Source organism: Ruegeria discodermiae, assembly GCF_030758345.1.
Lineage (GTDB): Bacteria > Pseudomonadota > Alphaproteobacteria > Rhodobacterales > Rhodobacteraceae > Ruegeria_C.
This window is the reverse complement of the sequence record NZ_JAVAMO010000005.1, coordinates 73224-86675: the sequence shown is the minus strand read 5'-3', so window position 1 is coordinate 86675 and position 13452 is coordinate 73224. Positions and strand designations below refer to the sequence as shown.

The following is a 13452-nucleotide window of genomic DNA, read 5'->3' as shown; positions in this document are numbered from 1 at the left end:
GACCTTCCCCCTCAGGTCACAACATCGGGTTCGGTCCGGCCTGTGCGCTCGGTCAACTGGCACAGCATACGGGTAGCTTGAGAGATGCCCCAAAGCGCTTCTTGTGGCTCCATGTCCAATTTGCCCGATGGCGGTTCGTAAAGCTCAAGGTAAATGCGCAGGGTCGCGCCTTCGGTCCCGGTTCCTGAAAGCCGTAGCACGGCGCGCCCGCCGCCCGCGAAGGTAATTCGCAGCCCCTGATTGTGGCTGACAGACCCATCGACGGGATCGTGATAGGTGAACTGATCGGCGTCTTCGACAACCAGTGACCCTGCGGCCTTGCCCGGCAAATCCGCCAACCTGTCCGACAGGTTCTGCATCAGATCCTGCGCGGGGCCTGTGGCGATCGCTTCGTAATCGTGGCGCGAGTAATAGTTCCGACCATAGGTTTGCCAATGGTCCCGCAAAATCTCTTGCACGCCGATTTTCCGCACTGCGAGGATGTTCAGCCAGAGCAGGACCGCCCAGAGTCCGTCTTTCTCGCGCACATGATCGCTTCCGGTGCCGGCGCTTTCCTCGCCGCAAAGTGTGGCGCGGCCCGCATCCAGCAGGTTACCGAAGAATTTCCAGCCGGTTGGGGTTTCATAGCAGGCAATGCCCATGGCCTCGGCCACGCGATCGCAGGCGCGGCTGGTCGGCATGGAACGCGCCACGCCAGCCAGCCCATCGGAATATCCGGGTGCCAGATGGGCATTGGCCGCCAGTATCGCCAGACTGTCGGACGGGGTGACATAGATACCGCGCCCAAGGATCATGTTGCGGTCGCCATCGCCATCCGAGGCGGCGGCGAAATCGGGCCCATCTTCGGCCATCACCATATCCACCAGCGGTTTCGCCCAGATTGGGTTTGGGTCGGGATGGCCCTTGCCGAAGTCCACCGAGGGCACACCGTTGAGCACGGTGCCGACCGGTGCGCCCAGCATGCCCTCCAGAATGGTCTTGGCATACGGTCCGGTGACCGCGTGCATCGCATCAAAGCGCAAGGTGAAGCCCCCATTGATCAGCCCGCGAATGGCGCTGAAGTCGAAAAGCTCCTGCATCAGTTCGGCGTAGTCCGAAACCGGATCGACAATTTCGACCCGCATATCCCCCAGTGCCAGGTCGGCCACGGTGCCCAGGTCGATATCGTCACTGTCCAGGGTCTTGTAACTGCTGAGCGATTGGGTTTGCTCAAAGATCGCGTCGGTCACACTTTCCGGTGCGGGGCCGCCGTTAGAAATGTTGTATTTCAGTCCGAAATCCGCGTCGATTCCACCTGGATTGTGACTGGCTGACAGGATCAGGCCACCATCGGCTTTGCGTTTGCGGATCAGGTTCGACGCTGCCGGCGTCGACAATAGCCCGTCGCGCCCGACGATGATCTGGCTAGCACCATTGGCCGATGCCATGCGCAGAATGGTCTGGATCGCTTCGGCGTTGAAGTACCGCCCATCGCCGCCCACGACCAGCGTCTTGCCCTCAACACCGCCGATTGCATTGAAAATCGACTGCACGAAACATTCGACATATCCGGGCTGCATGAACACTTTCGTCTTCTTGCGTAAACCGGAGGTGCCGGGTTTCTGCCCTTCAAACGGCGTGCAGACATGGGTCAGAATGGTCATACTGAGGCCTCTTCTTCTTGCTGGGCTGGTTCGGGCGGACGGTAGGTTTTCATCGTGTCAGCAACATGTCGCAGCGCCATCGATGTTGCAAACCCGTCAACGGAGACAGGCAAGCGGCGGCGCCAGTTGGGGTGTGCGTCAATCGTGCCCGGCAGGTTCTGTGCTTCGGTCACTGCAAGCGCGTCGTCCAGCTGAACCGATACAAGCTCGGACGGTGCGGTGGCCAGTTCTGCGTGAACCTCATCGATGACATCCGCAATCCGGGCCTCCGGCGCAATGTTGCAGTTCTTGCGCAAACTATGGCGTTGACGGGCGCGATGCCCATGCTGGCTGGCGCGCGCCGGGGCGTTCAGCCATCCAACACGGTGCCACCATTCGATATCGATACCATGCCAGAATCCGCTTAATGTTGGGGTGTCGTGGGTGCCAAAACAGGCCAGCCCATAAGATGCAAGGTTGCCTGCGGTCAGGATGGAGCCATCCGGGCGGGTTTCGAACTGCCAGACTGCGTAACTATAAAGCCCGGCTGCGTTCATCTGTTCGCGAAACCCCGCTGGTACAAGGCCCAAATCCTCGCCGATCACAACACAGCCCGCGCGCGCGGCCTCGATCTGAATCACTGCCAGAAGCGAGGCGAACGGCTGGGTGACATATCCACCTGCGCTGCCATCGTCTGGCAACCAGTAGCTGCGGGCGAGGCCAAGCGCGTGGTCAATCCTGAGCAGGCCGCATTTGTCCATCAGCGTGCGCAGCATAGCGCGGAACGGAGCGTAGTTGGCGGCGGCCAGAGGGCCGGGCGCATGGGCAGCAAGTGCCCAGGACTGGCCTTCGGGGCTCAGGTGGTCCGGCGGCGCGCCGATGGTCACGCCCCGCGCAATGGTGGCGGCGTTCATCCAGACCTCGGCCCCGTCGGGGCGGGGCCCGACCGCCAGATCGAGGTAGAGCCCCAGCGACATGCCCGCCGCCTGCGCCGCCCGCTGGGCTGCGCCGATCTGCATGTCCGCCTGCCATTGCAGCCAGGCGTGGAATTCAGTGCGTTCCCCTGCGGCCCTCTCGGCCTCCGGCCCGGGCTGCCGGAGCTTTTGCGGCCAGCCTCGGAAATCAGGCCCATATGTCTCGCTCAGGGCCTCGAACAGGGCGAATTCGGCAAGCTCTGACCCGGCATGGTCTTGCCAGTCAAGAAAGGCAGATGTGTCTGCGCGGCCTTTGAACTCCGCGTAAGCTTGTTCCAGTGCCGCCGCGTGACGCTTGCGGAACGCGGCATAGTCAATCAGAGGCGCCTCTGGCGTTGGCCCCAGACCACCCCGGATTGCGATGTGATCGGTGTTGAAAAACCCCCGGTGGGAGGGTGAATAGGGGCTTATGATCTCGCTATTCGCCCAGCCCAACGCGTGCACCGGGTTGATGCCAAAAAACTGCGTGCCCAGCGCCCCAAGTGAGGATACCGCCGCGCTCAGGTCGGCATAGTTTCCAAGCCCGCCATTGTCCGCGCTGCGCAACCCGTAGAGTGCGCCGGTCATACCCCAGCTGCGGTGTTGCGTGGTGCGGGATTGCAGGTCCGGCGCTTTTGCGGGGCGGGCGAGGATACGAGTGATCTCGCTATGATCCGCAAAACTGGCGTGCAGATGATGGTAACCGATACGCAGGCCCGGCAGGTTCAGCACCCCATCCGCTCTCCCTTCGGCAAGCACCGAGCCGGTTTCACCGGTCACGCACCACTCGCACGGCACGCGCAGGGGCAGGGAACTGGTCTGTTCGGCTTCTACGATATGTTCGAGGGGCAGATGGCGATTGCGTTCCTGGTTCCGACCGTGGTGCAGCGCGTCGCGCAACTCGCTTTCCGATCCGGCCTCAACGCCGAGCGCGCGAAGCAACGCGCGCAGCGTGTCCGGACCGGCCAGATGTTGCTGGCCATGCAGATCGGAATATTCGGTGTAAACCCCATGCGCGCGTGCCAGATCGCGCAAATCCGTGTCGGTCTGGCTCATTCCGCTGTCTCTTCGGACAGACAAAAGGCAGCAATCGCGTGGGGCGGAACCACGATTGAGGCACCCGGCACGGACAGTCGCCGCTGCTGCATCACCGAGGTGTCAATCTCGCGCACCCAGCTTCGTGGGGCAGGCGGCAGGATTAGCTCCTGCGGATCGTCGGTCCGGTTGAAGGCCAGCAGGACCTCATCCGTTTCGGCGGCGCCGTGCAGGGTTTCGGCATTGCCACGCAGGTGCAGGCACAGGCAGGCCAGCCCCGGATCGCGCCAGTTCAGCGCGCTGCCGTCAAAGTCGCGCCACTCCACATCGGGTTTGCTGTCCGAGGTTCTGGTGGCCCCATGCAGGAAGTTACTTTGCCGCAGCACCCGATGGTCGCGGCGAAACCGGGTCAGGGCGGCGGTGAAGGCGATCAGATCAGTGTCCAGCGTGTTCCAGTCGATCCAGTTGACCTCGTTGTCCTGACAATAGCTGTTGTTGTTGCCACGCTTGGAATGACCGCCCTCATCCCCAGCCAGCAGCATTGGCGTGCCCTGCGACAGCAGCGTGGTTGCGAGCAGGTTGCGCTGTCGCCTGAGCCGCGCTGCGGTGATGCCGGGGTCGTCGGTTGGGCCCTCAACGCCGAAATTCTCGCTGAAATTGGCATGGTGGCCATCGTGGTTGTTTTCACCATTGGCATGATTGTGGCGCTGCACGTAACGGGTGGTATCGGTCAGGGTAAACCCATCATGTGCAGCGGCGAAATTGATCGAAGACCAGACCCGCCTGCCTTGGGTATCGAAGATATCGGCCGAGCCCAGCAGTGCCGATCCCAGATCCTGTGCGCCCTGCCGGTCGCCGCGCCAGAACCGGCGCACAGTATCGCGGAACCGGTCGTTCCACTCGGCAAATTCGGCAGGGAAACTGCCGAGCTGATACCCTCCGGGGCCGATGTCCCAGGGTTCGGCGATCAGCTTGACGGCGCTCAGAACAGGGTCCTGACGCAGCGCATCCAGAAACCCGCCGCGCCGATCAAAACCGTGATCCTCGCGGCAGAGCGTGGTGGCCAGATCAAAGCGGAACCCGTCGACCCCCATGACCTCAACCCAGTGCCGCAGGCTGTCAAGGATCAGGCGTGTCACGATCGGGTGGCGCACATCCAGCGTGTTGCCGCATCCGGTGTCGTTGACATAATAGCGCGGCTGGCCGTCCAGCAGCCGGTAATAGGCAGCATTGTCGAGGCCCCGGAACGACAGCGTCGGGCCAAGGTGATCGCCCTCGGCCGAGTGGTTATAGACCACGTCCAGGATCACCTCGATCCCGGCGGCGTGGAACCGCTCTACCATCGCGCGGAAGCCGCGCACACCGGCAGGTCCAAGATAGCGCGGCTCGGGCGCGAAGAAGTTGATCGTGTTGTAGCCCCAGTAATTGATCAACCCGCGCCGGATCAGTGCGTTTTCGGATTTTATGGCCTGCACCGGCAGTAGTTCGATTGTGGTGATCCCCAGCGCGGTCAGGTGGTCCAGCATCTGCGGTGAGGCGAGCCCGTCAAACGTGCCGCGCAGCGTTTCCGGGACTGCGGGATTGCGGATTGTGCTCCCTTTTACATGTGCCTCGTAGATCACCGTGTTGTCCCAGCCACGTGCAAGTGGCTTGGCATCGGGCGTATAGATCGCAGGGTCGGTGACAACCGATTTGGGCACATAGGCCGCGCTGTCGCGGGAGTCGAAAGACAGATCGGCCTGCGGCGCATACAATTGATAGCCGAATGTTGCTTCATGGTCGGTGAAGCGACCTGACATCTCGCGCGCATAGGGATCAAGCAACAGCTTGTTGATGTTGAACCGATGCCCATGATCGGGATCATAAGGGCCTGCAACGCGATAACCGTATAGCGCCCCGGGTTGCAGGCCCGGCAGATAGCCGTGCCAGATGCTGCCCGTGCGCTCAGGCAGCGGCAGTCGGTGTTCATCACGGCGCCCGTCAGCCGAATAGAGACACAGAAAGACTTGCTGCCCGTTCTCGGAAAACACGGCGAAGTTTGTGCCGCCACCATCGAAATGCGCGCCCAGACGGTGCGGGTTGCCGGGCTCAAACCGGGTGGAAATAGGCGCCTGAAATGTCATGCGACCAACGCGGAATAGAGGTCGGCATAGCCTTTGGCACTATCGTCCCAACCGACCGGATGGCGCATCGCGGCGCGCTGCATGTTTTGCCAGAGATGGGGATCGGCATGGGTATCAACCACCCGATCGATCACCTGCGCCAGCCCTTCGGCGCTGACATTGTCAAAGACGAACCCGGTTGCTGCCTTGGCCGCGATGGCTGCGACATTGGCGTCGATCACGGTGTCGGCAAGTCCGCCGGTGCGTGCGACGACTGGCAAGGTGCCATAGCGCAGGCCGTATAGCTGGGTCAGCCCGCAGGGTTCGAACCGCGAGGGGATCAGGATCGCATCGCTACCCGCCTGCAGCAGATGCGATAGGGGCTCATCATACCCGATGAACGCGCCGACACTGCCAGAATGGTCTTGAACCGCTTGTCTGAACCCGGCTTCCAACTCGGGCTCTCCAGATCCCAGCACGGCAAGCTGCGCACCGCACGCGACCAGATGCGGCACAGCGCTCAGCAGGGCGTCCAGGCCCTTTTGCTGGGTCAACCGGCTGATCACGCAGAACAAGGGGCCGCTCGCGTCAGGGGCAAGCTCCATCCGGTCGCAGATAGTCGCCCGGTTTTCCGATTTGCGCTTCAGGCTGCGGGCGTTGTAGGGGCGGGTGATCTTGTTGTCGTCAGCGGGGTTCCAGCTGTTCAGGTCGATACCGTTGAGTAATCCGCTCAGCACGTCTTTGCGGACGCGCAGCACACCGTCGAGACCCATGCCGAATTCCGGTGTCAGGATTTCGCGTGCATAGCTCGGGCTAACGGTGGTGATGCGGTCGGCGAACATCAGCCCGCCCTTGAGAAAGCTCAGATCGCCGTGATACTCGAGCGCTTCGGGATGGAACCAGTCGCCTTTGAGGCCCAATAGGCCAAGTGCCTGCGGGCCGTAGCGGCCCTGAAATGCGATATTGTGGATGGTGAGGACCGTGCGAGGCTCTGGGCGGCCTTCCATTTTCAGATAGACCGGCGCAAGAGCGGCCTGCCAGTCATGTGCGTGCAGGATGTCGGGCCGGTATCCGTCGATGGCCCTCATGCAGATCCGGGCTGCCGCCTGTGATAGCGCGCCAAAGCGCAGATCGTTATCTGGCCAGTCCTGTCCGCTTTCATCGACATAAAGCCCACCGGGCCGGTCGAAGAGCTGCGGTGCATCAAGCAGCAGCAACGGCACACCTTCGGAGGTGACCCGGATCAGACGCCCGGTGCCGCCCGGCAGGTCGTCAAATCTTGCCACCTCTTCGCCCTGAGGCAGCAGCGGGAACAGGGCCGGGTAAGCGGGCATCAGAACCTGCGCTTCGACGCCAAGGGGTGCGAGTGCGGCGGGCAGCGCGCCCACAACATCTGCCAGCCCGCCGGTTTTGGCAAAAGGCGCGCATTCGGATGCGACCATCAAGACTTGCATGTCACCCTTCCAGCTTGTCGATCATGTCCTGCGTGATCAGACATATCCCGTTATCCGAGCGCCGAAACCGCTTTGCATCGCTTTTTGCGTCCTCGCCAACAATCAAGCCGGGGGGTATTTTCACTCCACGGTCGATCACGACGTTCTTCAAATAGGCGCGGCGCCCGACCTCGGCATAAGGAAGCGCCACGACACCTTCAAGCTGTGAATAGGAGTGGGTTCTGACACCCGTGAACAAAAGGCACCGATAGAGCGTCGAACCTGAGACGATGCAGCCACCCGACACCATCGAAGACACAGCCTGTCCCCGTCGCCCTTCTTCGTTGTGGATGAACTTTGCCGGTGGGGTCAGTTCCGAATAGGTCCAGATCGGCCAGTCGGTGGCATAGATGTCCAGCTCGGGCTTGAAATCGGTCAGGTCGATATTGGCCTGCCAGTAAGCATCGATCGTGCCGACATCGCGCCAATAGGGCTCGGTCTCTAGTCCCGACATCACACAAGAGCGGCTGAACGGATGGGCCTGCGCACCGCCTGACGCAACAATTTCAGGGATGATGTCGCTACCGAAATCATTGCTTGAGGCCGGGTTTTTGGCGTCCTTTTTCAGAACCTCATAGAGATACTCGGCCTCAAAAACATAGATCCCCATACTGGCAAGCGATTTGGTCGGGTCGCCAGGCATGGTCGGCGGTTCGGCGGGTTTTTCGACGAAGTCCAGAATCTTGTCGTTTTCGTCCACAGCCATCACGCCGAACCCTTTGGCTTCGTCGCGCGGAACGGCAATGCAGCCCACGGTCACTTTCGCGCCTGAGCGCACATGCTGCTCGATCATCAGCGAATAGTCTTGCTTATAGATATGGTCGCCCGCCAGGATCAGGACGTATTTTGGACCATAACCTTCGATGATCTTGATGTTCTGGGTCACCGCATCGGCGGTTCCCTTGTACCAGTTGTTTTCGTCCAACTGCTGCGACGCCGGCAGGATATCCAGGCTTTCGTTGCGTTCAGCGCGAAAAAAGCTCCACCCGCGCTGGATATGGCGGATCAGGCTGTGCGCTTTGTATTGCGTCGCCACACCGATGCGGCGGATGCCGGAATTGACGGCGTTTGACAGGGCAAAATCGATGATCCGTGTCTTGCCGCCGAAATAGACGGCCGGTTTGGCGCGAATATCTGTCATCTCCTTGAGGCGACTGCCACGCCCCCCGGCCAGGACAAAGGCCATGGTCTGTCGCGCCAATGCGAGTCTGTCTTCTTTCATGATCGCCTCCCTCCGGCTTGTGGTTCAGGCGTGCCGGTTCTCCGCCAATTCAAAAAATACCGTGGCCAGTGGCGGCACGGTGATCTCGATGGAATGTGAGAACCCATGTGCTCCAATGTCCTGCGCGGACCTGCCGCCCGGGTTGCCGATATCGCTGCCGCCATAGATTGCAGCGTCAGAGTTCAGGCGCTCCTCCCAGTGGCCCGCATGCGGTACGCCCAGACGGAAACCCTCGCGCGGGACGGGGGTAAAATTGGCCACCACAAGCACCGGGCGAACGCCCTCCTTGCCGAAACGCAGCCAGGACAGGATCGAATCCGCCTGATTGCCGCCATCGACCCATTGGAACCCTTCGGGATCGCTGTCGCGCTGATAAAGTGCCGGGGTTTTGGCATAAAAGTGGTTCAGATCGCACACCAGAGCCTGCATGCAGCGATGGGGCTCTTGATCAAGCAGGTGCCAATCAAGGCTTGTCTCGTTGTTCCATTCCTGCGCCTGGGCAAACTCGCCGCCCATGAACAGTAGCTTCTTGCCCGGATGCCCCCACATGAAGCCGAAATAGGCGCGCAGATTGGCAAAGCGTTGCCAGTCATCCCCGGGCATCCGGCCCAGAAGCGAGCCTTTGCCATGCACGACCTCATCATGGCTGAGCGGCAGGATGAAGTTTTCCGAGAACGCGTAATGCAGTCCAAAGGTCATCTTGTCGTGGTGATATTTCCGGTTGATCGGATCCTCGGACATGTAGCGCAGGGTGTCGTTCATCCACCCCATGTTCCATTTGAAGCCAAAGCCAAGTCCGCCGCTATCCGTAGGTGCGCTGACCCCCGGAAAGGCGGTGGATTCCTCGGCAGCAGTCAGGATGCTGTCATCAGCCCCGTAGACCACCTCGTTCATACGCTGCATGAAGGCAATCGCTTCGAGGTTCTCGCGCCCGCCATGCTGGTTTGGAACCCATTCGCCCTCTTTGCGGGAATAGTCGCGATAGAGCATCGAGGCCACCGCATCCACCCGCAATCCGTCGATATGATATTCCTCGAACCAGAACCGCGCATTGGCGATCAGAAAGTTCTGCACCTCGCTGCGCCCATAATTGTAGACCAGCGTGTTCCAGTCCGGGTGATAACCTTCCTTGGGGTCGGCATGTTCATAAAGCGCGGTACCATCGAAGCGGGCCAAGCCATGTTCATCAGTTGGGAAATGACCCGGCACCCAGTCGATGATCAGCCCCAGTCCCGCGTTGTGGCAGGCATCGACGAAGGCGCGAAATTCATCAGGCGTGCCAAACCGCGAGGTCGGGGCAAAGAGCCCCACCGGCTGATAGCCCCAGGACCCGCCGAAGGGATATTCGGAAACTGGCGTCAATTCGATATGGGTAAAGCCCATGTCGCTTGCATACCCAACCAGTTGTTGGGCATGTTCCTGATAGGTGAGCGAGCGGTTGCCCTCTTCGGGAACGCGACGCCAGCTTTCCAGATGCACCTCGTAGATCGAGATTGGCTGGTCGATCTTCTGCTTCGCGCCGCGTGCCTGCATCCAGCCTGCATCGGACCAGTCATAACCGCGCAGATCCCGCACGACCGAGGCGGTTTTTGGCGGATGCTCGGCGCCAAATCCAACCGGGTCCGCCTTAAGGGGCAGCAAGCCGTGATCGCCACTGAGAACTTCGTATTTGTAGTTCATCCCGTCGGTGATGCCTGGCAGGAAAATCTCGTGTGTTCCGGTCGCTCCGCGCCGCCGCATTACATGGCGCCGCCCGTCCCAGCCGTTGAAATCGCCGACAACAGACACCCGCGCCGCGTTGGGCGCCCAGACCGCAAAATGCGTGCCCTCGACCCCTTCATGGGTTCCGACATGGGCACCAAGCGCGCGCCAGAGTTCGCCATGAGTGCCTTCACCCAGCAGGTGTTCATCAAGATCGCCCAGCCTGGGTCCAAAGCCATAGGCGTCATATTCTTCCCAAACGTCGCTGCCCCGGCTCAGGCGCAGCTTGTACGCAAAGCGGTTCTTGCGGCGCGGGATCACCGCGGCAAACAGACCCTCCGCCACCGGGTCAAGAGTGCAGAGCTTACGGCCCGTCTTTGCATCCAGAACATCGACCCCGTCCGCTTCTGGCCGCAACGCGCGTAGAACCAGCCTGTTATCCTGCCGGTGCAATCCGAGCACGGCAAACGGGTCACCATGTTGCCCCGCCACCAGCGCGGTTGCGTCGGCCGGGTCGACAAGCTCTGCCGCAATGTTCATGCGGAACGCTCCAGCGCCGAGCTTGGTGCGTCCGCCTGCCAGATGTCCCTGGCATATCCCCGGATCGTCCGATCCGACGAGAACCACCCCATGCTGGCGGTGTTCATCAGCGCCATCGACGCCCAGTTCTGCGGGTTCTGAAAAACGATATCGGCGCGGCGCTGGGTGTCGTAATAGCTGTCGAAATCACAGGTCACCAGGAAATGGTCATGATCATACAGCATCCCGATCAGGCCATGATAGCGATAGGGGTCTTCGGGCGAGAAGAGGCCCTCGAATATCTGTCCCAGCACCCGTTGCAGGCGTGGGCTGGCCTCGATCGCGTTGCGTGAGAATCCGTGCTGACGGCGGCGATCCACCACCTCGCTGGCGGTCAGTCCGAAGAGAAAGAAGTTCTCGCTGCCGACATGATCGCGGATCTCGACATTTGCGCCGTCCAGTGTGCCGATGGTCAGAGCGCCGTTCAGGGCAAATTTCATATTGCCCGTGCCCGACGCCTCTTTGCCGGCTGTCGAGATTTGCTCTGACAGATCGGCGGCGGGGATCAGACGTTCCGCCATCGTAACGTTGTAATTCGGCGGAAATACGATCTTGAGCCGACCCTTCGTGGCTGGGTCGGCGTTCACCACGCGGGCGACATCGTTGATCAGATGGATGATCTGTTTGGCCAGGACATAGCCCGGTGCCGCCTTGCCGCCAAAGATCTTCACGCGCGGCGTCCAGTCCCTGTCGGGATCGTCGCGCATCTCGTTCCAAAGCGCGACCGTTTCCAGCAGGTTCATCAGCTGCCGTTTGTATTCGTGAATACGCTTGATTTGCACGTCGAACATCGCGTCGGGGTCCAGCGCGACGCCGCAGGTCTCGCCAATCCAGTTGGACAGCGCCACCTTGTTGCTGCGCTTAGCCTGCTGGAATGCCGCAATGAACTCTGAATCCGTGCGCTTGGCCTTTAGCGCCGTAAGCTGTTCCAGATCGCTAACCCAGGCCTCGCCAAGCTGGTCATTGATCAAGCCGCGCAGCGCCGGGTTGCAGCCATGCAGCCACCGACGCGGCGTGATGCCGTTGGTCTGGTTCACGATGCGCTTGGGGTGGATGCGGTGCAGGTCGGCAAACACCGTTTCCTTGACCAGCTCTGTATGCAAGGCCGAGACGCCATTAACCTTATGCGCCATGACAAAGGCCAACTCTCCCATGCGTATTTCGCCATGCTCCAATATGCAGGGACTGCCGGGGAATTCGGTCTGCTGCGCCTCTTCGATGACACGGATGATCTCCAGATGTCTAGGTAGAACGCGCGCGAACAGTGACTCAGGCCAGCGTTCCAGTGCCTCGGGCAGCAGCGTATGATTTGTGTAGGCAAGGCAGCGGCGCGCCAGTGCGATCGCTTCGGGCAACGGCACCCCGTGTTCGTCCACTAATAGCCGCACGAGCTCCGGCCCGGCAATGGCGGGATGGGTATCATTGAGCTGGATGGCAACATGGTCGGGCAGGGCGCGAATGTCGTATTGCTCGTCCATATGGCGCCGCAACAGATCCATGATCGACGCCGCAGTAAAGAAGTATTCCTGCTTCAGCCGCAGCTCCTTACCATTCTCTGTCGTATCATCGGGATAAAGCACCCGCGAAATTGTGCGCGCCAATGCCTCCGACCGGCTGGCGGCGAGGTAGTCGCCCCGGTTGAAGCTGTCCAGATCGAAAGGGGTGATCGGTTTTGCGGACCAAAGCCGCAATGTGTTGCCCCATTCACCCTTCCAGCCAACAACAGGCGTGTCGAACGCAGTCGCGACCACACCGCTGTCGGGATGCCAGGTGGCGCGCCCATCGCTGTGGCTGACATGGCCACCGAAGCCGATGGAATGATGCACTTCGGGGCGCTCGAATTCCCAGGCGTGGCGTTGGGACAACCATGTCTCGGGCTGTTCGGCCTGCTCGCCTTCGACAAAGCTCTGCTCAAACAGGCCATGCTCATAGCGGATGCCATAGCCAAAGGCCGGGATACCCAGCGTCGCCAGAGAATCCATGAAACAGGCCGCCAGACGACCAAGCCCGCCATTGCCGAGCGCCGCATCGGGCTCGTCATGAACGATCGTATCATATTGCTGGCCGAGCGCTTCCATGGCGTCTCGGGCCTCAGCTTCGAGTCCGAGGTTCGAGATCATGTCTTCGATCAGACGCCCGATCAAAAACTCCATCGACAGGTAATACACGCGCTTGGAGGAATTCGTTTCGGTTGTGCGGGTGCTGTCGATCCATACATCGACAAGACGGTCGCGCAGAACCAGTGACAGCGCCATGCGCCAGTCCTGGAGGGAGGCAGTCTGCGAGTCTTTCCCAAGAGAATATCGCAGTCGTTTAAGAATATCGTTTTTCATGCAGCCGAAGATGCCTCGCCCTTGCCCCCCGCCGCAACTCATAATCCACCCATTTGGCCGGTTTTAGCCCTATTTGCGTGCTGTATTTCCAAGAATTCGGAACGTTTTGGAGCCGCATCAGGGTTTTGTTCCCTGACCCATACGCACCGTGGATTTGCGTGGCTTCGAAAAATCTTCGCTTTTGATAGGACCAAAATGGCCGATGGGGCTTGAGACATCTCAAGTTCGGAGCGAAGATGTATGCATATTTTTAGAATATGTTGACATAGGGCTGTCCAACGTTGTTATTTTGCACGGTATTTTGTCGTACCAAAGTGGAAGAATTTAGATGTTTGGCCGCCTCTTGCACTCAGCTCTGCCCGGGCGAAGGGAACCGGCGGTTGGGAAAGTCGGCCTCAAAGCGCTTGATGCC

Annotated in this window: 7 protein-coding genes; all 7 read right to left on the bottom strand. The window is 60.6% G+C overall.

Annotated features, from left to right (window positions below):
• Positions 1-11: 11 nt before the first annotated feature.
• Genes Q5Y75_RS13440 through Q5Y75_RS13410 form a run of 7 tightly spaced genes read right to left on the bottom strand, consistent with a single transcriptional unit; the run spans position 12 to position 13040 of the window.
• Positions 12-1643: an alpha-D-glucose phosphate-specific phosphoglucomutase gene (locus tag Q5Y75_RS13440; RefSeq protein ID WP_306198175.1), complete on the bottom strand. Its 1632-nt coding sequence runs from the start codon at positions 1641-1643 to the stop codon at positions 12-14.
• On the bottom strand, positions 1640-3631 hold the full coding sequence (gene malQ / locus Q5Y75_RS13435; protein WP_306198173.1) for a 4-alpha-glucanotransferase: 1992 nt from the start codon (positions 3629-3631) through the stop codon (positions 1640-1642). The genes Q5Y75_RS13440 and malQ overlap by 4 nt, the downstream gene beginning before the upstream one ends.
• Positions 3628-5733, bottom strand: a complete 2106-nt coding sequence (gene glgX / locus Q5Y75_RS13430) for a glycogen debranching protein GlgX (RefSeq protein WP_306198171.1) — start codon at positions 5731-5733, stop codon at positions 3628-3630. The genes malQ and glgX overlap by 4 nt, the downstream gene beginning before the upstream one ends.
• On the bottom strand, positions 5730-7166 hold the full coding sequence (gene glgA / locus Q5Y75_RS13425; RefSeq protein WP_306198170.1) for a glycogen synthase GlgA: 1437 nt from the start codon (positions 7164-7166) through the stop codon (positions 5730-5732). The genes glgX and glgA overlap by 4 nt, the downstream gene beginning before the upstream one ends.
• 1 nt (position 7167) lies before the next feature.
• The gene (glgC, locus tag Q5Y75_RS13420; protein ID WP_306198168.1) at positions 7168-8427 is read right to left on the bottom strand and encodes a glucose-1-phosphate adenylyltransferase; all 1260 of its coding nucleotides are present in this window, start codon (positions 8425-8427) and stop codon (positions 7168-7170) included.
• A 24-nt stretch (positions 8428-8451) separates the two neighbouring features.
• Positions 8452-10668, bottom strand: a complete 2217-nt coding sequence (gene glgB, locus Q5Y75_RS13415) for a 1,4-alpha-glucan branching protein GlgB (RefSeq protein WP_306198165.1) — start codon at positions 10666-10668, stop codon at positions 8452-8454.
• Positions 10665-13040: a glycogen/starch/alpha-glucan phosphorylase gene (locus tag Q5Y75_RS13410; protein ID WP_306198163.1), complete on the bottom strand. Its 2376-nt coding sequence runs from the start codon at positions 13038-13040 to the stop codon at positions 10665-10667. The genes glgB and Q5Y75_RS13410 overlap by 4 nt, the downstream gene beginning before the upstream one ends.
• Positions 13041-13452 lie beyond the last annotated feature (412 nt).